At 69.6% G+C, this 22,014-nt stretch carries 20 protein-coding genes and 1 pseudogene; 12 read left to right on the forward strand and 9 right to left on the reverse strand.

Annotation, left to right across the window (positions count from 1 at the left end):
* Positions 1–90: 90 nt before the first annotated feature.
* Complete coding sequence (locus OOK31_RS15615) at positions 91–705, reverse strand: HdeD family acid-resistance protein (protein ID WP_267013123.1); 615 nt, start codon at positions 703–705, stop codon at positions 91–93.
* A gap of 163 nt (positions 706–868) precedes the next feature.
* The gene (locus OOK31_RS15620) at positions 869–1,669 is read right to left on the reverse strand and encodes a CinY protein (protein ID WP_267013124.1); all 801 of its coding nucleotides are present in this window, start codon (positions 1,667–1,669) and stop codon (positions 869–871) included.
* Between the two features lie 494 nt (positions 1,670–2,163).
* On the opposite strand from OOK31_RS15620, the gene OOK31_RS15625 reads away from it, so the two are divergent.
* From OOK31_RS15625 to OOK31_RS15650, 7 genes and pseudogenes are all read left to right on the forward strand, one after another.
* Positions 2,164–3,357: a hypothetical protein gene (locus OOK31_RS15625; RefSeq protein ID WP_267013125.1), complete on the forward strand. Its 1,194-nt coding sequence runs from the start codon at positions 2,164–2,166 to the stop codon at positions 3,355–3,357.
* Positions 3,358–3,666: 309 nt separating this feature from the next.
* Positions 3,667–4,500 (forward strand): class II glutamine amidotransferase, encoded by an 834-nt coding sequence (locus tag OOK31_RS15630; RefSeq protein WP_267013126.1) that lies wholly within the window; start codon positions 3,667–3,669, stop codon positions 4,498–4,500.
* A gap of 98 nt (positions 4,501–4,598) precedes the next feature.
* Positions 4,599–5,012, forward strand: coding sequence for an SHOCT domain-containing protein (locus OOK31_RS15635; protein ID WP_267013127.1), 414 nt, complete (start codon positions 4,599–4,601; stop codon positions 5,010–5,012).
* A 77-nt stretch (positions 5,013–5,089) separates the two neighbouring features.
* Positions 5,090–5,230 (forward strand): annotated as a pseudogene (locus tag OOK31_RS15640) (trehalase-like domain-containing protein); the annotation flags it as partial.
* 59 nt (positions 5,231–5,289) lie between these two features.
* Complete coding sequence (locus tag OOK31_RS15645; RefSeq protein WP_267013128.1) at positions 5,290–5,805, forward strand: glycoside hydrolase family 15 protein; 516 nt, start codon at positions 5,290–5,292, stop codon at positions 5,803–5,805.
* The gene (locus OOK31_RS39390; protein WP_323188217.1) at positions 5,805–6,104 is read left to right on the forward strand and encodes a hypothetical protein; all 300 of its coding nucleotides are present in this window, start codon (positions 5,805–5,807) and stop codon (positions 6,102–6,104) included. Before OOK31_RS15645 ends, OOK31_RS39390 begins: the two co-directional genes overlap by 1 nt.
* Positions 6,105–6,879: 775 nt before the next feature.
* The gene (locus OOK31_RS15650) at positions 6,880–7,230 is read left to right on the forward strand and encodes a three-helix bundle dimerization domain-containing protein (RefSeq protein ID WP_267013129.1); all 351 of its coding nucleotides are present in this window, start codon (positions 6,880–6,882) and stop codon (positions 7,228–7,230) included.
* Between the two features lie 722 nt (positions 7,231–7,952).
* Here OOK31_RS15650 and OOK31_RS15655 read toward each other — a convergent pair.
* A complete protein-coding gene (locus OOK31_RS15655) occupies positions 7,953–8,405 on the reverse strand; it encodes a hypothetical protein (RefSeq protein ID WP_267013130.1) in 453 nt (150 codons plus the stop codon).
* Between the two features lie 232 nt (positions 8,406–8,637).
* Between OOK31_RS15655 and OOK31_RS15660 the strand changes: the two genes are divergently transcribed.
* From OOK31_RS15660 to OOK31_RS15675, 4 genes are all read left to right on the forward strand, one after another.
* Complete coding sequence (locus OOK31_RS15660) at positions 8,638–9,003, forward strand: amphi-Trp domain-containing protein (RefSeq protein ID WP_267013131.1); 366 nt, start codon at positions 8,638–8,640, stop codon at positions 9,001–9,003.
* A gap of 30 nt (positions 9,004–9,033) precedes the next feature.
* Positions 9,034–9,486: a DUF6325 family protein gene (locus OOK31_RS15665; protein ID WP_267013132.1), complete on the forward strand. Its 453-nt coding sequence runs from the start codon at positions 9,034–9,036 to the stop codon at positions 9,484–9,486.
* Between the two features lie 71 nt (positions 9,487–9,557).
* Complete coding sequence (locus OOK31_RS15670; RefSeq protein ID WP_267013133.1) at positions 9,558–9,848, forward strand: SHOCT domain-containing protein; 291 nt, start codon at positions 9,558–9,560, stop codon at positions 9,846–9,848.
* Between the two features lie 100 nt (positions 9,849–9,948).
* A complete protein-coding gene (locus OOK31_RS15675) occupies positions 9,949–11,199 on the forward strand; it encodes a diacylglycerol kinase family protein (RefSeq protein WP_267088295.1) in 1,251 nt (416 codons plus the stop codon).
* Positions 11,200–11,319: 120 nt separating this feature from the next.
* On the opposite strand, the gene OOK31_RS15680 is transcribed toward OOK31_RS15675, so the two are convergent.
* The 6 genes from OOK31_RS15680 to OOK31_RS15705 all read right to left on the reverse strand — a co-directional run bounded on the left by OOK31_RS15680 (position 11,320) and on the right by OOK31_RS15705 (position 20,958).
* Positions 11,320–12,531 (reverse strand): M4 family metallopeptidase, encoded by a 1,212-nt coding sequence (locus OOK31_RS15680; protein ID WP_267013134.1) that lies wholly within the window; start codon positions 12,529–12,531, stop codon positions 11,320–11,322.
* A 128-nt stretch (positions 12,532–12,659) separates the two neighbouring features.
* A complete protein-coding gene (locus tag OOK31_RS15685) occupies positions 12,660–13,733 on the reverse strand; it encodes a serine protease (RefSeq protein WP_267013135.1) in 1,074 nt (357 codons plus the stop codon).
* A gap of 30 nt (positions 13,734–13,763) precedes the next feature.
* Positions 13,764–14,894 (reverse strand): trypsin-like peptidase domain-containing protein, encoded by a 1,131-nt coding sequence (locus OOK31_RS15690; protein WP_267013136.1) that lies wholly within the window; start codon positions 14,892–14,894, stop codon positions 13,764–13,766.
* A gap of 6 nt (positions 14,895–14,900) precedes the next feature.
* Positions 14,901–18,914, reverse strand: a complete 4,014-nt coding sequence (locus OOK31_RS15695) for an ATP-binding protein (protein WP_267013137.1) — start codon at positions 18,912–18,914, stop codon at positions 14,901–14,903.
* Between the two features lie 201 nt (positions 18,915–19,115).
* Positions 19,116–20,066 (reverse strand): hypothetical protein, encoded by a 951-nt coding sequence (locus OOK31_RS15700; RefSeq protein WP_267013138.1) that lies wholly within the window; start codon positions 20,064–20,066, stop codon positions 19,116–19,118.
* 1 nt (position 20,067) lies between these two features.
* Positions 20,068–20,958: a DNA/RNA non-specific endonuclease gene (locus tag OOK31_RS15705; protein WP_267013139.1), complete on the reverse strand. Its 891-nt coding sequence runs from the start codon at positions 20,956–20,958 to the stop codon at positions 20,068–20,070.
* Positions 20,959–21,147: 189 nt separating this feature from the next.
* On the opposite strand from OOK31_RS15705, the gene OOK31_RS15710 reads away from it, so the two are divergent.
* Positions 21,148–22,002, forward strand: coding sequence for a caspase family protein (locus tag OOK31_RS15710; RefSeq protein WP_267013140.1), 855 nt, complete (start codon positions 21,148–21,150; stop codon positions 22,000–22,002).
* The last annotated feature ends 12 nt before the right edge of the window (positions 22,003–22,014 follow it).

Consider the following 22,014-nt stretch of genomic DNA (forward strand, 5'->3'; position numbering starts at 1 on the left):
GCCGTTTCGACGCAAAGGAGGGAGGCAAACGGACGCTCGCCGCGTCAGCGCCGGTCCGTTTGCGGGTGAGGGGCTGCCGGCGCCCGGCACTCACCCGGGAGGTGTGGGCGTGATCTGTCGGGTGGCGGAGCGCAGTGCGAAGGCCATCACCACTTCGAATACGCCGAGCAGGACGAGCCACAGTCCCAGCAGTCGTGTCAGGGCGACCGCGGAGTCCACCGGGAAGCAGAGCACCACGATTCCGGCGACGGCGCCGAGGGCGCCCAGGGCGAAGAGCAGGCCGCGGTGCACGAGCGCGCGGTCGGCGATCGCGATGTACGCCGTGAGCACGCCGGTCAGCAGCCAGAACACTCCGACGATCAGGGACAGTGCGCCGATCGTCTGCATCGGGTGCCGCAGTACCAGGACGCCGGCCAGGAATGCCAGCGTGGCGATCAGGATTCCCGCCAGTCTGCTGCCGCCTCCGTCGCCGCTGTGTGAGAACGCCGTCACGAAACGGAAGCCACCGGCTACCAGCAGCTGGAGGCCGATGATCACGGCGAGGATGTGCAGCGTCTCGTCGGGCCAGACGAGTACCAGGATGCCCGGAATCAGGGTCGCGAGGGCGAAACCGAGTGCCCAGTGCCACGAGCCTCCCAGCTGATTGAGGACATCCTCGGGATCACTCTGCCTGCGCTGCGGCGCCGCGTCGGGGGATACGGTCATCACGCCTCCCGGGTCGGCAGAAGGGCCATGTGGAGACCCTTCGAAGCCATCGGACATGCCGTGTTCGCCTAGTACGCCCATTTTAGGCCGGTCGGACACGGCCCGCTGCTCCAGGCCGGTCCTCGACACCCGCCAGGGACGACTGCAGCACGTCCTTGGCCGTTCAGGGGCAGCTTGACCGCGGGTCGTCGTGAACGAGGGCGCAGATCATCTGCTCGCCGCGCCGGTCGTCCGGATAGGTCTTCAGTAGTTCGGCCTTGAAGTCGTTCCACTGGCGGGTGATCTCGGCGGTGGCCCCGGAAATGGCGTGGCTGAAGTTGTCACCGGTTTTCGAGCGGGCGGACGCGGCGGTGTCCTTGTTCAGGTCGCGGTTGTGAGCGACTCGGCCGGCGCAGTCGTCGTCCTTGACGCCGGTGGAATCGAAGTCGGAGTAGCAGCCGGTCGTGAGGTCCACGGGTATCCGGGTGCGCGCGTCCCGGGTCCAGTCGGCGTCCTTCATGGTGCTGTAGCGGCGGATGTCGAAGAAGGGCGCGACATCGGTGCGTGCCAGTCCGGGAGGGTCGGCGAGGCCGACAGGGACGGGTGCGGCTTGGTCGGACCAGTTCGAGTGCGAGTAGAAGTCCTGGAGCTGGTGCCAGCCACGACCGAGCTGTTCCAGGACTTCGCACTTGGCGCGGTCGGGGGTCTCCTTCCAGGTGCAGTGGGAGGACAGGTCGCTCTGGTCGGCGCGGACTGTGCCGTGGACGTCGACGAGGCCGTCGGCTGCCCGGACCGCGCTCCGGAAGCGGGCGACGGAGGTACGGATGCAGGCGAGGAGCTCGGTGGTGGCCTCGTCCCGGCTGCGGGGATAGTCCTCGACGTAGCGGGGTGCGAGGTAGTCGGCGTTGTCGCAGTGCAGAGGACCGAGGAGGAAGTAGCCGCCGCGGTCGTTGGCGTTGATCGCCCCGTTGTGCGCATCAGCCATCTCGAACAGGGTGGCCGGCTCCCAAGGCAGGGCGGCCCGTGTGATGGTCTCGTGGTTGCCACCGGTGAACGCGTATGCGGAGCCGGACGGAACAGCGGCCAGGGCAATCGCGAAGCCGGCCACAACGGTCGTTCGAGCCAGGCTGGGCCGCAGACGGTATGACACGCGACGCTCCAGTCGTACGAGTGGTGCGGGTCCGAAGCTTCTCGGCGCCCGTTCGAAGCCGGCTTCTGACGGAGTTCTGACGGAGCCGAACGTCTACCTGCAAGCCTAACGAACCACCGGTGGGTCAGCCTGGTGCCTCCCACGATGGGCGCAACTGAACGCGCGGACCCGTGCCGCGACGTGTCCAATGGCCGGGACCGGGTCTTTCGTCTCCGGCCCGAGGGGGCGCCATGGGTGTGCCGCCCGATCCGTCAGATGTGTCGCCCGTATTGGTTCGGAAGGGTGGAGGGCGTGGCCGGCGGATCGTGGCGAGTGTGCTCTCGGCCGTGATGATCACGCTGACGTGCATCTTCGTCCCGGTCGCGCTCCTCACGGTCTGGGTGCACGACATCGTGCTGGACACCGACCGGTACGTGTCCACGGTCACCCCCCTCGCCTCCGACCCGGCGATCGAAGCGGCCGCCGTGCACCGCATCACCGAGGCGGCCGACGTCCGGGTCGACGGCGCCCAGGTCACGTCCGACCTGGCGGCCTGGCTCCAGGCCCAGGGGCTGCCGGACCGCGTGGGCACGGCGGTCAAGGCGCTGGGCCCGCAGCTGGACTCCGCCGCCGACGCGGCTGTCTCCAAGGTGGCGACCCGCCTCGTGGAGAGCGACCGCTTCGAGAAGATCTGGACCACCGCCAACCGTGCTGCGCACTCCTCCGTGGTGCGGGCGCTGACCGGTGAGGGCCGTGGCGCGGTGGAGGTCGAGGGCGGCACCGTCACGCTCGACATCGGGGATGCGGTGGAGAACGTCAAGCAGGACCTCGTGAAGGCGGGGCTCGCACCTGCCGAGAAGATCCCCGAGGTCGACAAGCAGATGGTGCTCTTCCAGTCCGACAAGCTGGCGAAGATCAGAGGCGCGGTCCACCTCCTCGACGTCCTCGGCACCTGGCTTCCCGTGCTCACGGTGGTCCTCGGCGCCATCGGGGTGCTGCTCGCACGTCGCCGACGCCGAGCGCTGGTGACCACGATGCTGTGCGCGGCCGCCGCTTGCCTGATCCTCGCCATCGGCCTCGCCGTCGCCCGCCGCTACTACCTCGACCACCTTCCGGAGCAGGTCCAGTCGCCCGCGGCCGCGGCGGCGATCTTCGACACCCTCGTGCGGTTCCTGAGGGTCAGCCTCCGTACCGCGCTGGTCCTCGGGGTCGTGGTGGCCCTCGGCGCCTACCTGTCCGGTGCGGGCCGACTGCCCCGCGGTGTGCGGGGTACGGCGGAGCGCGCGGCCGACTCCGCAGCGGGCTGGGGCGCCGCCCACGGAGTGCACACCGGCCGGGTCGGCACGTGGGTCCAGGCCCGCCGGCGCCTGCTCACCACCGGAGTGCTCCTGGTCCTCGCCCTCGTGTTCGCCCTGTGGAACCACCCCACGGTGCTCACGGTCCTGCTCCTGGCCCTCATCCTGCTCGCCGTGCTCGCCGTACTGGCACTGCTGGCGGCCGGCGGCCGGGTGGGCGCGAGGCCGGAGCGCCCGGCGGAACGGTAGCCGGCCACCTGGTGACCACACCTCCCTGAATGGGGGCCGGGTCGCCGCCTGGGTGGCGATGACCTGAGGGGGCCAGGAGAATGAAAGGGCCGGAGGAGCGGCCGCCCGGCGGGCCTGTACGGACTGGACGCCCGCAGCGCCGCGAGACACCCTCAGTTGTCTTCGGATGCGGCCCAGGGGTTCTGAGTCGGCACGTCGCTGCAGAGAGGTGATGGTCCGACTGCCGGCGATCCCGAGCGAGGCCGCGCGGGACCCAAGCGCATTTCTGCCCGTGGTGGCAGGTAGCAGTAGGAACACAGGTGATCGCACATGTGTCGATGGCTGGCCTACTCGGGGACCCCCATGTTGCTCGACACCATCCTGTACAAACCGGCCCATTCACTGATCGACCAGAGTCTGCATTCCAACCTGGGTGTGGAGACCACGAATGGGGACGGCTTCGGTGTCGGCTGGTACACGGAGGACAACGACTCCCCGGCGCTCCTGCGGGACGTCGGTCCCGCCTGGAACAACCGCAACCTGCGGGAGATGGCGGACCACGTCCGCTCCCCGCTGTTCTTCGCCCACATCCGGGCGTCGACCGGAACCGCCGTCCAGCAGTCGAACTGCCATCCGTTCCGGCACGGCCGCTGGATGTTCATGCACAACGGCGCCATCACGGGCTTCCACCTCATGCGCCGAGACCTCACCATGCTGGTCGATCCCATGCTGTACGCCGACATCGGGGGGACGACGGACTCCGAGGTGATGTTCTACCTGGCCCTCACCTTCGGCCTGGACCAGGACCCGCCGACTGCCGTCGCCAAGATGGCGGGAGTGGTGGAGCGCGTCGGCCGCGACCACGGTGTGGAGTCCCCCCTCCAGATGACGCTCGCCATTACTGACGGCGAGCGCGTGTGGGCCTTCCGCTACTCCAGCGGGCACGCTTCCCGGTCGCTGTTCTACAGCAGTCGGGTGGACGCGCTGCGCAGGCTCCATCCCGACATCGCGTTCCTCCGGGACATCTCCGAGGAGACCCGCCTCATCGTGTCCGAGCCCCTGGGGGACCTGCCGGGTGCCTGGAACGAGGTGCCGGAAAGCAGCTACGGCGTTGTACAGCCCGGAGCGGACGAGCTGTATCCCTTCACGCCGGAACCGGCATGACGCGGCGACCGATGCGCACGGGCCGGTGATTCCCAAGTCCCAGGTACCACCGGCGCTCTGGAAACCAGGCCCCCGCCCCAATCGACAGGAGACCGGCGATGAATGGCGCGATGTTCGATCTAGCGGTGGACTACCCGCTGCTGGACATGTTCTGGACCATGATGCTGTGCTTCTTCTGGGTGCTGTGGTTCATGCTGCTCTTCCGCGTCATCGGTGACATCTTCCGCGACGACGAGATGAACGGCTGGGGAAAGGCAGGATGGACCGTCTTCGTCATCCTGCTGCCTTACCTGGGCGTGATCGTGTACTTGATCGCACGCGGTCGGGGGATGGGCGAACGCGAGCTGAAGAGGGCTCAGCAGCATGAGCAGGCATTCCGTTCCTACGTGCGCGAGAGCGCCGGCCCCAGGAGTTACGCCGAGGACCTTTCCCGGCTTGCGGAGCTCAAGAACCGCGGAGACATCACGGCAGCCGAGTACGAGCAGGCCAAGACCGCGGTCCTCGCGTCCTGAGGGCCTGACCGGCCGTCGGAGGTACTCGTGTGGAAGAGGCAAGATCATGGACGCCTGCGCTGATCTCATCCGAGGGGGTGCTCAACTGGTTCTGCTCGCCGCGTTTCGATTCACCCGGTATCTTCGCGGGTCTGCTGGACCACGACCGCGGTGGATACTTCGCCATCACGGCGGACAAGCCGCCTGGCCTTGACGAGGAGGGGCTGGCACACGAGGCCGAGGTGGTCACTCGCCAGCCCTACCTGGCCGACACCGTCAGCCTCATCACCCGCTGGACGTGCGCCGTTTCGGGCACGGCTGGACCGGCCGCTGCAGCTACCGTGGCCGCTGGCAGCAGATGGTCGACCGCTCCGCCACCACCCTCAAGCTCCTCACGTACGCGCCAACCGGCGGGCCGGTCGCCGCTGCCACCATGGGCCTGCCCGAGCAAGAGGGCGGGGAGCGCAACTGGGACTACCGATACATCCGGGTGCGCGACGCCTCCCTTTCGGTACGCGCCATGCGCGACCTCGGCTTCACCGACGAGGCCGACGGCTTCCGTAGCTGGTTGCAGCAGCGGCTGCATGCCGGCGGAGCCCCCGATGGCGAACCCCTGCAGATCATGTACCGCGTCGACGGTGACCCGCACCTGACCGAAGAGATCCTCGACCACCTGGAAGGGTGGCGCGGCTCCGCTCCCATGCGTGCGGGCAACGGGCTGCCGACCAACTGCAGTTGGACATCTACGGGGAAGCCGTCTACACCCTCGTCCAGCAGTACGGCAGCTCCGTCCTGGACGCCTCCCTGCTGCTGATGCCCCTCGTCGGCTTCATCGCGCCCAAGGATCCGCGCTGGCTCTCCACTCTGGACGCCATGGATGCCGAACTCGTCTCCGACAGCCTCGTCTACCGCTACGACCCGGAGACCTCTCCCGACGGCCTGGAGGGCGATGAACTTTCGTGCTGGTCGTCTCCGCACCTCGGGGGGTGCGGAAGGGGTTGGCTCCCACGCGACGTCCTATCTGGCCTTGGCGGCGTTCTGCCTGCTGGCGACCTCCAGCCTGCTGGCCATGGAGCTGCACATGCGCGCCCGAGAAGGCCCAGCTCGCGTTGACCAACTTGCGCGCATGGCTCGAACGCCACAAGGACCCGGCGATCGTGGTCACCTGCCTCGTCCTCGGACTGGCGATCCGGCTGCTCATGTCGTCGGACGGCGGCTGCGTGGCCGTAGAGGCGGACGAGTCCGGCCAGGCCGGCACGCTGGTGGGGGCTGTCGTGGTGCGGGGTGGAGTGGGCCGGGGCGGTCGCGATCTGTCCAGGACAGGGCATGTGCGGCGTCGATGGAGGGTGCGTCCGTCTCACGTGCCCAGGTGTCGCGGCGGGGTTTGAGGGCCATGACCAACGGCAGGCCCGCCTCGTGCAGGGTGTGCCGGAACTCGTCGTGGTCAAGCCGGCGGGCCTTGACTTGCCCGAACTTCCGGGTGGACTCCGACAGGGAAACCGAAGCCGCTGCACCGCCGGTGCCGGGTGCAGACAGCAGGCTCCGCTCCGGCCAGTGCGGTGAGCGTCTTGTTTCGGTCACGCGGCAGCAGCAGACCCGTCAGGCACTCCCGAAATCCGCGCCGCTGTGCGGGTGGGCGGAAGAGATCATCGAACCGGGCAGCGTACGCCTCCGGTAGACGGACACGGTGCACGCGCGGTCAGGTCGTGGCAGCACCACCAAGGATTCTCTCCGTACCGATACTGCCGACCCGACCCCACGCAAGCCGTCAGGGAGCGATCTAGCCCAGGCGGTCACACAATGAGAGCGGGGGCCCCTTTCGCGGCTGTGGCGGGAGGTCCGGTTCCGTGGTGTCTGGAGGTCGTAGGACATGGAATCAGGGCAGCCAGTGACGATCGAAGGGCAGGCTCCTCGAACCGATGTGTGCCATCCCGTCGAGGGCTTGAGCGGCCATCCCAGGTTGGTGGACCGCGCCGATCCCGCAGGACCGCCGAACCTCCCGGCGCCCGGCCCACAGGACGAACTCGAATCCATCCGGAGCATGGTGGCGCGCCTGAGGGCTGCCTACCCCTCGGTCGACGCAGTCGTCGTCGAGGCGACGGTCCGGGTCGCGTACGAGTCGTTCCGCCAGGCCAGGATCAGGGCCTACATACCGATCCTGGTCGAACGCCGGTCCCGGAAGGCGCTCAGTGCCGCCTGCCGCACTGCTCCCGGTCAGGCCGGGGCCAGAGGCACCTGATGCCTCGGCGGTCCGCGGAGATCGGACAGCACATCAACAGCAAGCTGCTCTCCCGGGTGCAGGCTGTGCCCGAGATCCGTGCGGTCTCTTCCTACCGGCGCGAGTGGTTGCCCAAGCACCTGGTCGCCGGAGTCGTCCTGACCACGGCCAGTGCCCAGATCCAACCACCGCCACGTCGGGGTACGGGCGGTCACCCTCCGTGGCATGTCCGTCGTGGACGCCTGATCGGCTGCCCGGGATGCAAGGACGGTTCTCCGGGCGTACGACCATGCGCTGGGCCGCAACTCCTGCCAACCCAGTCCAGCTCCTTGCGGCCGCCGCTCATTGAGCCGACCGCGCCGGGTGGGCGCGGTCGGAGCACGGTTCTCGCAGGGCAGGGCTGGCAAAGCCCGCTCGCCCAAGGATGGAGCAGCCAGCGAGGCGAGCAGGGGGCCGAGGGTGATCACGGGAACGGCGAACACCAGGATCTGGGCTCTCGCGCTGGCCGGCACCGGGCTGCGGGCCACCTCCGTGGGTGGCCCGAGGTTTCCGGACAGGGAGCCAATGGGGCTGCCCTGCCGTGTGAAGTCACCGGCTGACACCTCGGCTGGGGGCGACCACGAGGCCGGTCGCCACGACCGTCCGCACCAGACCGGGCAGCAGGCAGTGGGGCACGTGACCCTTCCCGTCTCACGGAGGTCGGGGAGCCGAAGCCGTGCGACCGGGCGCACGGCCCCGATCGGTTAGGCGGTGGATCGCGAGCGGCTGCCGTTAGAGCACAGGGCCCAGATCACGAAGATGGCGATGGCGATCGAGATGATGGCCCACACCGGTGTGTAGGGCAGCCACATGAAGTTCACGATGATGCTGAACCCTGCCACTGCCACGCCGAGGGCCCGCGCCCACATGGCGGCGCCCGTGAGGAGTCCGATGCCCACGGCGATGAGGATGACGCCGAGGATCAGATGGATCCAGCCCCAGGTAGTCACGTCGAACTCGAAGACGTATTTGCCCAGGCGCGCGTACACGTCGTCCTCAGCGATGCCGGCGATGCCCTTGATCACGCCGAGGACGCCGTCCACCAGGAGCAGGACACCGGCGAACATGGTTCCCCCCGCTGCCCAGCCGTAGCGGTCGTCGTGCGCCCTGTTGTCGCGGGGCGCACCGGCAGGAGGGGTGGGGGATGTCTGTGTCACGAGGAGCTCCCTTCGTCAGCCCGAGCGGTGCAGTCGGGCTGTGTGGCCCAGCGTCCCCCTGGGCCCGGCGGGCAGACACCCGGGCGCGTCCATTCGGGTGAATTGCGTCCGGCTGTGCGCGGGGGAGGTCACCCGACAGCACGGCCGGCCGCGCGGGATCACGGCGCGGCGGGGAGCATGGTTTGTATCTGGTCCGTTTGGTCAGATGCGTTCCAATGCCCTGGAGAAACCCATGACGGACCTCAAGTTCGAGCAGAAGGGCTCGTTGTCGCGCGTCGAGGCCGCCGACCAGCTCGCGGCGCTCGCCCAGGCACTCCGAGAGGGTGGGAAGACGGAGGTGCAGCTTGGTTCGGGCGTGCTCAGCCTGCGCGTCCCCGACGAGCTCCACAGCGAAGTGGAGATCGAGGTGGACGGCGACGAGATCGAGCTGGAGATCGAGCTGAAGTGGACCACCGGCCGACGCCGCACGGTTGCCCGCCCCGCGCGAAGGGCCGCGGAGGAACCGGAACCGGCTGCCAAAGCCCCGGCGCGCCCCGCGCGGACCAGGAAGGCCACGACGGCGGCCAAGCCGCGGCGTTCTGCCGCGAGTCGCGCATGAGTGACGGATTCGCACCACGGGAGGACTGACGTGACCAGAGACAACGGGCTCGAAGAGACGGGTCCCATCGACTACCTCGTCGTGGAATTCCCGGGCAGCCGCCTGACCGGTGAAGGGATGCCGCTGCTCGTCGATCTTGTGGACCGCGGCATCATCCGCATCCTCGACCTGACCTTCCTGACCAAGCAGGAAGACGGGTCGGTGCGGGGTCTAGCCCTCGCGGACGTGACGGGAGACGGCAACCTCGACCTCACCTTCTTCGAAGGAGTCTCCTCGGGTCTGCTCGGCGAGGACGACCTCGCCGAAGCCGGCTCGCTGCTCGCGCCGGGGGATTCCGCGGCCGTCCTCCTCTACGAGAACTTGTGGGCGGCGCCCTTGGCCGCTGCCCTGCGCCGTGCCGACGCGCGGATGGTCGCGAGCGGCCGGGTGCCGACGCAGGACCTGATCGAGGTGCTGGACGCGCTCGATGACGCCGCGGCCTGAAAGGCACCACGGCAAACATCGCAGGGAAGCACACACCACGAAGAGAAGCACCGAAACTGAGGCAGGAAACCATGCCCGGACTACTGCGCGGCGTCGTGCGAACCGCCGCCATCGCAGGGACGGCCACGGCCGTCTCGAATCGTGTCTCACGCCGTCAGGCCGGCCGCTGGGCCCAGCAGAACGACGCTGCGGCGGCGGCCCCGCCGCAGGCACAGCCGGAGCCGACCGCCCCGGCGGCCTCCGCCGCGCCCAGCATGGACGACAAGATCGCCCAGCTGAAGGAGCTTGCAGCCCTCAAGGAGCAGGGCGTGCTCACCGAAGCGGAGCTGGCGGTGCAGAAGGACCGCATCCTCAACTCCTGAAAGTCCGGCTACGACCTGTGGCGAAGCGGAGGCCAACCACGTGAGCACGCATGCCAAGGCGCGTGTGGCATTGCTGTCCGGCGCGGCGGCGCTGATCGTCATGCTGGTGTTCGCCGGCTTCCGCAGCGTCGTCCTGGTGGTCGTGGGGCTGGCCGGAGTGGCCGTGACGGCTGCCGCCGTGTGGATGGTACTGGCCCATCGCGGCCCCGTCAGGTGGCTGGCGGCGCTGCTGTGCGTGGCGGTACCCGCGGCCGTGATCGTCTGGTATGCGCGCGTCGGACTGCTCTGGGTGGTGCTCTGCACGCTGCTCCTGTGGGCCCTGGCAGTGGCGACGGGGCGATCCGCGCTCGCCGAGGAGGGCCGGACCCGGATGCCCGAGCATCCGGTCGTGCCGCCGAAGCGGCCGTTCATCATCATGAATCCGCGCTCCGGCGGCGGGAAGGTCGGAGCCTTCCGCCTGCAGGAGAAGGCCGAGGCGCTGGGCGCCGAGGTCGTGCTCCTGGACCCCGACCACCCCCAGGACGTAGCCGAGCTCGCCCGCCGGGCGGTGGACCGGGGCGCCGACCTCGTGGGCGTGGCGGGCGGCGACGGCACCCAGGCACTGGTCGCGGGCGTGGCGGTGGAGCGGGACGTACCGTTCCTGGTCGTCAGTGCGGGCACCCGCAATCACTTCGCCCTGGACCTCGGACTGGACCGGGGAGACCCGGCGGCTTGCCTGGACGCACTGACCGACGGGGTGGAGGTGCGGGTGGACCTCGGCCGGATCGAGGGGCGTCCCTTCGTGAACAACGCGTCCTTCGGCGCGTACGCCGAAGTGGTCCAGAGCCCGGCATACCGCGACGACAAGATCCGTACGATCCTGGCGCTGCTGCCCGACCTACTGGCGCGCCGCGGCGGCCCGAGACTGAGCGTGAGCGCCGACGGCACGACCGTCAAGGAGCCGCAGGCCGTGCTGGTGAGCAACAATCCCTACGGCCGCGGTGACCCGGCGGGACTGGGGCGGCGGATCCGGCTGGACACCGGAACCCTCGGCGTCCTGAGCGTGAAGGTGAACAACGCCGCTCAGGCGGCTGGCATCCTGCGCCATGAGGGCTCCGGCGGCTTGACGTCGCTGACGGCCCGGGAGGTCGTCGTCGACTCGGATGGTCCGCTCGTGCGGGTCGGAGTGGACGGCGAGTCGGTGACCATGCCCGCACCGGTGCACTGCCGCGTGGAACCGGGTGTCCTGCGGGTCCTGGTACCCCGGCACCGGCCCGGCGTCGGGGCCGGGGTGCCGATGAACTGGGCCGGGGTGCGCAGGCTGGCGCTGACGATGGGCAGGGCGGCCGTCCCGGGTGTTGAGCGCCGCTGAGGATGGCTCTGACCGCACCACTTCCAGGGGTCTGCGGGGACGTCGGGTGTGGCCACAATCAACCCCACTCAGCAGTGCCCGACCACCACAGGGCCCGCGCCGATCCCCTCAGACCCGTCCTCACTTGGTTGCCTTCAGCGCGTTCACGTCCTTGGCCAGTGCCGTCACCTTGGCACTCAGTTCCCCGATTTGCCTGGTCAGGGCTGCCAGGCCGTCCTGCCGGCCCAAGCCGCCGTTCCCGTTGGCCGCGCGGCTCCGCGCTCGGGCGGCCCCGGTCGGGACGCCCTTGATGGAGATTTCCACCTCCTGCCACGCCGCCAGCACGGCCGATTGTTCGGCGCTGCCGACGCCGAACAGTTCCCCGGCCTTCTGGAAGGTGGTGTGGGCGAAATCCTGGAACTGGGCCTCGGCTCCGGACACTTTGAGCGATTCGTACCAGATGGGCCCAGCAGCCTCCCATGCGAATCCGCCGATGCCTACGGCTGTCAGGAAGAACGCCTTGTTCGGAATGCCGGAGTTGATGTGCACGCCGCCGTTGTCCCCTTCCTCGGTGTCGGGGAGGTGGATGAATTTGCTCATACGGTCGGGCTGGGGGTCCCTTCCGAACAGCGGATTGTTGTACGCGTGCCCCGGGGCCTTCATCGATCGCAGGGCGTCGGCATCGATTCCGGGTGTCCACACGTCGGCGCCGATCAGCCAGTCCGCCTCGTCGGCCGCCTGCTTCAGCGACCACTGCTTGACCAGCGACCCGAAGACGTCCGAAACCGACTCGTTCAGGGCACCCGACTGGTTGTGGTACTCGAATCCAGCGGTGTGCTCCGTGACTCCGTGCGCCAGCTCGTGGGCGATCACGTCGAGGGATCCGGTGAGGTTGCCGAGCACCTTTCCGTCCCCGTCGCCGAAGACCATTTGCCGCCCGTCCCAGAACGCGTTGTTGAACTTCACGCCGAAGTGAACGAACCCTTCCAGGCGCATCCCCCGGCCGTCGATCGAATCACGCTGGAACACCTCCTTGAAGAAATCGCGCGTCAGACCGAGTCCGTCGAATGCCCGGTTGGTTGACTCGTCCACGGACTCCGGTCCGTCTTCCGACCTGGCCAGGACGGCGGTCGGGAGGAAGCTCTTCTCCTCGCAGTCGAAGACGGTGCGCCGGCCGTTACCGGGGGCGGACGCGCCGGCGAAGGACGCCCGGACCTCTCGCTGACCCCGCAGGCGAGCAGTGGTCAACATGGTGTCCAGGGCGGCCTGGCGCACCTCGCTCTGTTCGCTTTCCAGGAGTCTCCTGAGGAGGTACGGGGGGATGATGCAGTTGAGTCGCGAGGTCCTGCTCATAGGGCACCTCATGAATGAGAAGGTGGACGGTTTGGCCATTCATCAACGCGCGGAAAGTGTGCGACGTCCCCCAGGCGGTCCGTTCCGTCCGGGGAGCGACCGTGTGCGCGCTCAACTGCGGAGCCTCCCTACACCCAGTTGACTTCCGCCCGCTCCAGCAGCGGATCGTCCGTCAGCTGGAACAGTGGCACGGCGAAATTGCCCGACCTGAACCGTCCGCCGAAGTGGAGGCCGAGCACCCGGTGGTCGGCCAGGTCGAAGACGGGGGAGCCGCTGTTGCCGCCGAGGGTGGAGCAGTCGTGCGTCATGGTGAACCCGGGCCCGTCCGGGACCAGCGCCGTGACCATGCCGGGCTGGAGCCGCTTCACGTTGTAGATGTCCATGAAGATGCGGCTCATGGCCTCCGGTTCGTTGCGGCGTCCGTCCGCCGCCGGGTAGCCGACCACGTACACGGGCCGGCCTTCCAGGTCCGGCGGAGCGTCGGCAGCGACCGGTAGCGGCGTCGGCAGCGGCCCGCCACCGCCCGCTGCCGGGGACACCCGGAGCAGCGCCATGTCGACGTCCCGGTGGATGCCGATGACCTCCGTGACCTTGAACTCGAACGACCCGTCGGTGGCGGGCGCGCCGAGTTCCTCGGCGGTGTCGATGCGCGCACCCATGCCCTGGCGGAAGGTGAACCCGCCCTCGCCGTCCGCACGGCTGAACTCGGCCGCGACATGGCGGTTGGTCATCACGGCGAACGGCGAGACCAGGAAGCCCGTACCCAGCCAGTCCAGTTCCGCGTGGCCGGAGACCTCCACCCTGCCGACCCGCTCGATCGACGCCCGGATGCCCGGCCGCTGCCCGTCCAACAGAGCCCAGTCGCCCAGCTGCGAGGCGAAGTCCTGGCCCTGGACCAGGATCGCCGGGCGGCCTTCGAGCAGGACGATCGCCTCCACCCCGAAGGACTCGTCCGCGTCGACGTCGTCCCGGCGGCCCGCCGCCAGTTTCTCCAGCCCGCGCACCCCGGCTTCCAGCACCCTGGCCCGCTCGTCCCGGGCGGCACGGCCGATCTGCGCGGCCGCCGCCTTCTCCCGGGGCAGCTCCTCGGCGGACTCGAGGATTTCGGCGTCCAGCCCCTTGCGTACGCGTGCGGCCACCTCCAGCAGATCCTCTCGGAAGACCTGCTCGGGCCCGGTCGCCACCGGTGATCCACCGCGCATCTCACACCTCCTGTGATCGTGCCCGTCGTGTCAGCGCGACTGGGCCGCAGCGATCTCGTCGTGGATCTGCGGGTTGTGCTCCCGCAGGTGCCGCATGATGGCACTCAGTTGCGTGCCGACGTTCACGAAGGCCGTGCTCTTGCCCTGGAAACTGACGTCCGTGACGCGCCGCGTGCCGCGGTGCAGGGCCACCACCGTCCAGTCGTCGGTCAGCACGGGGGAGCCGGAGGAGCCGCCCCGGGTGTCGGTGAAGTAGCGCACGTCCGTGTCGTCCGCCTCGAAGGCGAGGTTGTTGCGCAGCGCGATCCGCTTCGGCTCCCCACCCGGGTGCTGAATGATGTTGAGTGCCACCGGCGTGTCCTTGGCCACCGCCAGCGGCGCGGTGGCGATGCGGAGGAAAGTGTCGGGCGGGGCGCCGGTCAGGCGCAGCACGGCGTAGTCGAGCTCCTCGTCCCAGGCCACGAGTTCGCTCGCCTGTGCCTCCTCGCCGTGCGTGTCGTCCTCGCTCAGGTAGTCGAACCGGGAGCGCGACCCCTGGGCCTGGAGCTGGAGGTCCGACGGGTCCGCCACCTGCTGCAGGCCGTCGGTGCGCTTGCGGGCGTTGACCACGTGGTGGTTGGTGACGAGGAGGCCGGGGGCGATGAGCCAGCCCGTGCCGCTGTGGGGCAGTGCCACCGGCTGGAGCAGGGCGCCCCCCTGGTACGGCAGCACCTTGATGCGGGCGACCGAGGAGCCCGCCTGCTCTCCGCCGCTCAGGAAGCCGAAGGGCACCGTGTCGTCCCGGAAGATGATCTCTTCCTTGGTTTCCCCGGTGGGGACATCGGGTGCCACGTCGGGCTCGCCGGCCGCGTCGCGCGCCACCCGGTCCAGTGCCTTGAGGATCACGTCGCGGGCGGCCGCCTCGGTGAGCTGGTCGGCGGCGTTGCGGAGCCAGACGGCCAGCGGAACGGTGCCGTCGATCAGCCGCTCCACCCGGTTCATCTCGTTGAGGTCCGAGTGGACCTGTTGGCCGGGCGCCGCGAGGAGCGGCAGCGAGGCGCGGTACTTCGGGAGGATTCCCGCGAACAGCAGACTCCGCAGGGCCGGGTCCGTCAGTCCTGCCTCCACCGCCGTGTCCCGCAGCTGTACGACGTCGTCCTGGGAGAGATACGTGTCGCTCATGGTCGATCAGGCCGCTCGGTGGCCGTTCCCTTCGGCTGGGCTCTCTGCTGAGGGGTCCGCCTCGCCCGGCTCCGAGGCGACCGGCCCCGTGCCCGTGGGTACGGCCGGGCCGGGGGCGCCGGCGCCCATTGCCGCCGCCACGCCCGAGGCGAGCTCGCCGCTCCGGTCGTCGAGGGTCAGGAGGCGCCCGGCGAGCCGGTCGAGCGTCCCGAGTCGGCGCGCCTCACGCAGCATGCCCGGCACGCCCTGGTGGGTGGCCCCGGTCGCGGACCGGAGGACGGCAGCAGAAGGGTCGGGCGAGCCGGCGGAGTCTTCCAGAAGCCGGAGCAGCGAGGCCCGCAGCTCGGGCCGCGCGGCCACCACCCGGGCGATCGCCTCGCCGAGTATCTCCAGGACCCCGTCCTCGGTCTCGGGCAGGCCCACGACGTCCAGGGCGTGCTCCAGGATCCGCGGGTGGTCGCGCGAGACCTCGGCGACCGCGGCACGCACCAGGGCGGGTTGCCGGACAAGCTCCGCGTCGGGCAGCTGCTGCAGTCGTGCGGCGAGCCTGCTCCCGGCGTCCTGATCGTGTTCCTCGGTGCGGGACGCCAGCTGTGCACGGGTCAGCAGGGCGCCCAGCGCTTCGAAGTCCTTGCCCAGGCCCGTGGCGATCTCCTCGGCCTCGGCGAGGTCGTCGTCGGCCTCCGCGAGGTCGCCGTCCGCCTCGGCCAGCCGCGCCGAGACGAGGAGCAGCTCCAGCTGCAGTGCGGGGAAGCCGTCCTCATCGGCGCGCTCCACGGCCGCGTCGGCGGCCGCCCGGGCTTCGGCACGACGGCCCAGCCGGTCCAGGGTCTCGACCCACAGCGGGTGCAACGGGCTGCCCGAGGTCCACGGCCGCCGCCCCTCGATCCGGGCGGCGGCCGCCTCGGCGTACCCCTGCGACAGGAGGTCCTCGACCTCGCGGGCGGCGATGCGCTCCCAGTCCTCCTGGTCCGCCTCCGCCATCACCTCGTCCGGGGTGTGGCCGCCGAAGCGCCCGGCCAGGTACGCGGCGGACCGCCCCGCCATGTCCTCGTCGGCCCCGACGAGGAACTGCTCGACACCGGGCAGCCAGCGCAACTCCACCTCGCGCGGGCTCTCGTTCAGCCGCAGCCGGTGGTAGATCTCCTCGGCTCGCGGCTCCAGGCCTTCGCGTGCCGCGTAGTACGTCACCGCGCGCTGCCCGACTGCCCGCATCACGTCCGCACGGGCGCGGTCGGCCAGCCGCAGCATGATGGCCCGCAGCTCGGCCCGGTGGCGTAGGGTCCCCGGGCCGGCGGATTCCACCTGGTCGAGCCCGGAGAACAGCTCGAAGAGGCGCTCCGCCTCCACGTCGGAGTCCACCGTCAGTCCGCACGGACCGGCGAGGACGTCCCGGATCAGTCCGGGGGTGATGGTCCGCAGTGCCATTCCGGCCTGTGCCAGGGCGCGGACGTCCGGGTCCCCGATGCGCCTGAGGATCCGCTCGTAGAGGGTCCCCTGGATGAGCATCTGGTCGACCTTGCGGTACAAGTGGCGGCGCCGCCGGGGAAGGCTCTCGATCAGTTCGTTCAGCGATTCGGCCCGGCCGCCCTCCTGCTCGGCTGCCCGCGCCGCCAGCTTCAGACTCAGGGGATTCCCGCCCACGCGGTCGGCGAGCTTCTCGGCGAGACGCTCGTCGGTCACCCCGCAGGAGACCAGGAGGGCCACTGAGGCCTCCGGGCCGAGGTCGTTCAGCTCGATGGTCAGGGGCTCCACCACTCGGGCCGGATGGTGCTGCTTCAGCAGCCGCCCCGCGACGACGGTCCGCAGCCGCGGGTGCACCTTCTGGAGCGCAGACCAGAGACCCCACATGCGGCCGAGCTCCGGGGAACCGCTGTACAGGGCCTCCTCGAAGGAGTCGATCACGAGAACCAGGGGCGGCTGCTCCGCCGCGGGCACCCCCACTGCCTGGACGACGAGGGTGGCGAGCTGCGCCGCCAGCATGCCCTCGCGTGCCGAAGCCAGGGCGTGCACCCCCGACTGGGAGAGCCGCGCCATCGTCGCCCGGGTGGTGGCGAGCTCGTAGAGCTCTTCGACCGTGCCCTCCTCGGCCCGGTGGAGGCCGACCGTCTCCTCGCACGCATGCGCCAGGGCGTCGAAATCGGCGTGGTGCTCGGGGTACTGGACGCTGAGCTGCCGGGCCATCTCCGCGATCAGGGTGGCCGGTTCGTGGGCCGAGAGGGTGGGCCTCGCGAAGTCGACGTACGCGAAGGGGAACGTGGTGGGGAAGTCGCGCAGGCTGTCCCGGAGGAACGTCGCGAGCAGGGTGCTCTTGCCGACGCCGCTCAGACCGTGGACCAGCACCGGCCGCTTCGTGCCGGTGCCGACCGCCCGGGTGAACTCGTCCTGGAGCGCCGTGGGCAGTCCGATGTAGGCGCGCAGTCGGGCGAGTTCCTCGGCGCGCCCCTGGAAGGAGCTGCGTTCGAGGCGTTCGAGGGGCTGCATCAGTCGTGCCCGGTCGAGTAGCTGCTGGACCTCCGCGCTCTCGGGGATGCCGGTGATGCCCGGGATCTGCGCGAGCCACAACACCGCCTGCAGCGTGTGCGGCAGCTCGTCCAGCCTCTGGTGGGCGAGGTTCGGGGGCGTGCCGTCGAGATAGGCCAGTGCGATGTGTTCCGGACACCGGCCGGGCGGGATCTGCTCCAGGTTGGCCCGCAGGGCGCGGCGGGCCTCTTCCGGACCGGCGAAGCCGCCCAGCGCCGTGTCGCGGACCTCCGCCTTGAGTACCCAGCTGAAGGTGTTGCGCGCGCCGACGGCCCGGCAGTCGCGCAGCAGCTCCACCGCGGCCGCCGCGGAGGGCTCCGCCTCGCCGGGCAGCTTCAGCCGTGCGGGGTCGAACCGGCTCAGCAGGGACGCCGCTTCCCGGTAGGCCTTGCGCAGGTCCGACACGTCTGCGGGGCCGGGGGAGGCCGCGGCGGCGCTCAGTTGCTCGCTCAGGCGCGCGCCGAAGTCCTGACCGGGGCCGAGCGTGCCGTAGAGGCGGACCGACGCCGCTGCCGCCGTGCAGATCTTGCGCATGTAGCTGTCAGGGCCGCAGGCCTCACAGGCCTGGAGAACGGTGGGGACGGCCGTTTCCACGAGGGCGGAGATCCGCTGGACGTCCGGGGGAGTCGAAGTCGAAGCCTCAGTGAAGAACTGCCGGAAGAACTCGTGCAGATCCTCCGGGCCGAACATCCGGGCCGTGTCCCTGACCTCGTTCTTGCGTATCTCGTACGGGAGCTGGCGCATCGTCGGCGAGTACCCGAGCAGCACCAGCCGCGGCGGTACGTCCGGCGGCGTCGGCCTCTGCTTGTGGATGGTCAGGGCCAGCTTGCCGATGCAGTCCCAGACGTCGGAATTGACGTCGAGCTTGTCGCAGTCGTCCAGCACCAGCCAGTACTGCCCGCGCGCGGTGGTGGCCTGGTTGACGACGCGGTGCACCGCCGCATCGATTTCCGGTAGTGGATCGTTCAATTGTGTCGGATTCAATGGCGAGAGGGGCGAGAGGGGCGAGAGGGCCGTGCTCGAGAGCGTCCGTGGGACCGGGTTCGGGTCCGCGACGGACTCGGTGAGCCGCTGGACCAACTGCTCGGCGGTCGAGGTCCGGTTCAGCGTCACCCGCACCGGGCGGAAATTGCAGTGCTCGCCTATGTGTCGGATCAGTTTGTAGCTGTAGGAGCGCCCACTGTCCGGCTCTCCGTCCACTACCAGTACGGTTTTGTCGGGATTTTCGAAGAATTCGCGGAGCCGCTTCCTGAAATCACCTCGGTCGATGAACACCTCGGCACCGTTGCTGAGCACATTGCTGAGGAAGAAGTCCTGGGGCGAAATGTGCAGCCGCACCGCCTCCTCCAGCTCGCTCTTGAGGCGCTTGGCCTCTTCTCCGGCCGGGATGGAGGTGAGCGTGTCCATCCGGACGAGCGTGCTGAGGAGCTGGAGTTGCATTTCGATGCCACTGTTCCGCACTGCCTCGACCAGGGCGACCGAATTGTCGCTGCTCACGTAATTCAGTGGGATCTTGCTCACGAACTCGGGTGGGAATCCGAACTGGACCAGCTTGGGTCGGGGTTCGCCGGAAATGAAGAAGTGGTCTCGCACCATTTCGGTGACGAGTCCCCATTCGGTATCCTTGGGAGACATACCGCACCTGCACATCCGCCGAAGCGGCGCGGAAAGACGGACTGCCTGATACCTGTCATGGTTTCACTCGGCCAGGTCACTCGCAACGCGGCCGAACAGTGTGGGCAGCTCCTGCTGGACGGGCGCGCTGCGCAGGTACTGGGCGATGCCGTGGTGATTGTCGCTGTCGTTCCTGACCAGGTGGTCGGTGACGAGGCCGGGCGGTTCGTACTCGGGCCGCAGCCAGTGGTCGAGCGCCACCAGGTCCCGCAGGTCCGAGACGTTGGACCAGGCCGCCACACCCACCGGGACCGCCGGCGGGTGTGCGAGCCGGTCCTGGACCTCGGTGATGCCGAGGGGAGACCCCACGCTGACGAACAGGGCGACCTCCCGTCGCTCCTCGCGGAGCACCTCGTACGCGATGACCGAGCCGAGGCTGTGCCCCAGCACGCAGAGCGGACCGTCGTGCACGCCGGCCAGCTCGCCGCGGACGACCTCGCGCATCGCTTCGCCGACGCCACCGAAGAAGTACGCGTACACGTCCTCGAAGGTGAGCTTCACGAGCAGCTCGAAGACGGGTGCGCGCATGAAGAGGGGGAGCGGCAGCGCCTCGGCCAGGTCTGATGAGGCCGGTGCGGGCGCCGCGTCCTCGGCCCGGCCGAGGGTCTCGGCCGAGTAGGTCATCTTCGCCAGCCAGTTCGCCAGTTGCTCCTCCCCGGCCTGTGCCGACCGTCTCCCGAGCGCCGGACCCGCTTTCCGGCGCGCCTCGCGGAGCGTCTGCTCGATGAACTCCTCCGGAGTCCGCGGCACACCCGGGTCCGGGAGTCCCCGGATGGGCGGCGGCGGGCCGCCGGACAGCGGGTCGGGCTCGTCGTCGGGCAGGGGGGTGGCATACCGGACCGGCGCCCAGTAGGCCATCCGCGACGCCGCGCCCATGTCCGTGCCGAACAGCGCCCTGTCCCACTGGGCCTTGAGCAGTTCCTTGCGGACCTTGTTCCCGTTTCCGTGGACGTAGACGACGGTGGCGTCGTCCATCTCAGCTGTCCAGGACCACGTCGTCGTAGCTCTCCAGCCGCTTCCAGCGCTCCGCGGGTGCGCGGGTGACGGGCATGAGGTCGGCGGCCGGCAGCGGCCCGAAGTCGAGGCCGGTGAGCTCGACGATGTCGGTGACGGGCACCTGGAACGTGCGGAACGGGCCGAGCGGTGGCGGATCGCCGGGCCGGGCACCCGCCATCGCCCGCTCGCGGTCCCGGCTGAGGTCCGGGCTCTGGTCGAGGATGTACCCGGTCGAGGCCAGTCCGCCGTTCTGGACGAAGGCGGCCACCTTCCAGAACCGCAGCGGCACCTGGATGCCCCGGTAGGGCGGGTCGGAGTCGTGCAGGACGGGACCGGTGAAGACGGACAGCTTGCGGTCGAACCGGGCCGCGTGGTCGAGCAGATGGTTCTCCAGCCCCTGCCACAGCTCCTTGCCCTGGTTGAAGGCGTCCTGCTGCGGGGCCGCGTTGGTGAAGTGGAAGGTGTCGGTGTTCGCACGGCCGGCCTCGGCCGCGGCGCCCCAGACCGGGTCCAGGCGGCGGACCAGGTGCCCCCGGTCCAGGGAGTTGTCGCGGTAGATGTCGTTGCCGGCCTGCTGGGTCTCGGGGACGCGGGGGTCGAACCCCCAGTTGTCGTCACGGGGTACGTCCTCCACGAGCCGCTCGCCGTCGATGCAGACGGCGGTGGAGGCGGCCAGTCTGCGATCGGGGCGCAGGACGACGGTGAAGTGGGTGTAGGGGAGGACCACGGTCTCGATCCCGGTCGCCGCCGGCAGGGGGAGCGGGACGACGGCACCGAGGAAGGACTCGTCGTAGCCGGTGCGATCGGCGAGGGAGCCCTGGCGCGCCTTGGCGTCCGTAGCCCGGTCCGGTGGCGTATCAATTGCGTTCATAAAATAGCAATACCGCACACAAGTGATCGTTTACGGTGCGGTGCGACGGGCCACCCGAATAGCGGGCCTCCCGCCGGCTCCCCTCGACAGGCCCGATCGGGCGGCGTCCCCAACACCCCGATTCAGGCGGCGGCCGCCGCGGAACCCATGCTGTCGACCCCCCTGACCGCCACGCCCCGAGGAGTGCCCGTGCCCACTGGCCTGTCCATCCACATCGGTCTGAACAAGGTTGATCCCGAGGCGTACGACGGCTGGGACGGCAAGCTCCTGGCCTGCGAGAACGACGCCCGCGACATGGCGTCGGTGGCCCGCGCCGGCGGGTTCGGCGACACCGTGATCCTGACCGGTGACGGCACGGTGGAGAACATCACCGGGGAACTGCGCAAGGCGGCCGGACGGCTCAAGAGCGGGGACATCCTGCTCTTCACCTATTCGGGCCACGGCGGCCAGATGGACAACGTCGTCGGATCGGACGACGAGCCCGACCGGCTGGACGAGACGCTGGTGTTCTTCGACCGCCAGTTCCTCGACGACGAGCTGTACCGGGAGTTCCGACGGTTCGAGGAGGGGGTCAGGATCTTCGTCCTGCTGGACTGCTGCCACAGCGGCAGCGCCATCGAGTCCCTCCAGGGGCTCCTCACCCCGGAGGCGCTGCAGTCGCAGTTCCAGACCCGGGACCCTGGTCAGGTGGAGGCGGCGTCCCGGCTGATGCCGCTGCTCAAGCAGCAGCAGATCTTCGTCCGGGACAGGCCGTTCTACGAGGGCCTCCAGCGCGAACTCAAGGACGCCAACGGCGGCCGCCCGGCGCCCGGCGCCGTGCTCATCGCCGCCTGCCAGGACAACCAGGTGGCGTCCGACGGAGACGTCAACGGACTGTTCACCGCGAACCTTCTCAAGGTGTGGGGGAAGGGAGCCTTCCTGGGCGACTACCGCACCTTCCACCGCGACATCCAAAAGCGCATGCCCGCCAACCAGAGCCCGAACTTCTACACGACGGGCAGCCCGTCGGACGGCTTCCTCAAGCAGAAGCCGTTCACCATCTGACACGGCTGCCGT

Source organism: Streptomyces sp. NBC_00249 (genome assembly GCF_026342355.1).
Classification (GTDB): domain Bacteria; phylum Actinomycetota; class Actinomycetes; order Streptomycetales; family Streptomycetaceae; genus Streptomyces.

Excerpts from the sequence above, each read along its gene's own strand:
- OOK31_RS15615 (WP_267013123.1), bottom strand. The coding sequence starts at position 705 with ATGACCGTATCCCCCGACGCGGCGCCGCAGCGCAGGCAGAGTGATCCC.
- OOK31_RS15620 (WP_267013124.1), bottom strand. The coding sequence starts at position 1,669 with ATGGCTGATGCGCACAACGGGGCGATCAACGCCAACGACCGCGGCGGC.
- OOK31_RS15625 (WP_267013125.1), top strand. The coding sequence starts at position 2,164 with ATGATCACGCTGACGTGCATCTTCGTCCCGGTCGCGCTCCTCACGGTC.
- OOK31_RS15630 (WP_267013126.1), top strand. The coding sequence starts at position 3,667 with ATGTGTCGATGGCTGGCCTACTCGGGGACCCCCATGTTGCTCGACACC.
- OOK31_RS15635 (WP_267013127.1), top strand. The coding sequence starts at position 4,599 with ATGAATGGCGCGATGTTCGATCTAGCGGTGGACTACCCGCTGCTGGAC.
- OOK31_RS39390 (WP_323188217.1), top strand. The coding sequence starts at position 5,805 with ATGCCCCTCGTCGGCTTCATCGCGCCCAAGGATCCGCGCTGGCTCTCC.
- OOK31_RS15660 (WP_267013131.1), top strand. The coding sequence starts at position 8,638 with ATGACGGACCTCAAGTTCGAGCAGAAGGGCTCGTTGTCGCGCGTCGAG.
- OOK31_RS15670 (WP_267013133.1), top strand. The coding sequence starts at position 9,558 with ATGCCCGGACTACTGCGCGGCGTCGTGCGAACCGCCGCCATCGCAGGG.
- OOK31_RS15675 (WP_267088295.1), top strand. The coding sequence starts at position 9,949 with ATGCTGGTGTTCGCCGGCTTCCGCAGCGTCGTCCTGGTGGTCGTGGGG.
- OOK31_RS15680 (WP_267013134.1), bottom strand. The coding sequence starts at position 12,531 with ATGAGCAGGACCTCGCGACTCAACTGCATCATCCCCCCGTACCTCCTC.
- OOK31_RS15685 (WP_267013135.1), bottom strand. The coding sequence starts at position 13,733 with ATGCGCGGTGGATCACCGGTGGCGACCGGGCCCGAGCAGGTCTTCCGA.
- OOK31_RS15690 (WP_267013136.1), bottom strand. The coding sequence starts at position 14,894 with ATGAGCGACACGTATCTCTCCCAGGACGACGTCGTACAGCTGCGGGAC.
- OOK31_RS15700 (WP_267013138.1), bottom strand. The coding sequence starts at position 20,066 with ATGGACGACGCCACCGTCGTCTACGTCCACGGAAACGGGAACAAGGTC.
- OOK31_RS15705 (WP_267013139.1), bottom strand. The coding sequence starts at position 20,958 with ATGAACGCAATTGATACGCCACCGGACCGGGCTACGGACGCCAAGGCG.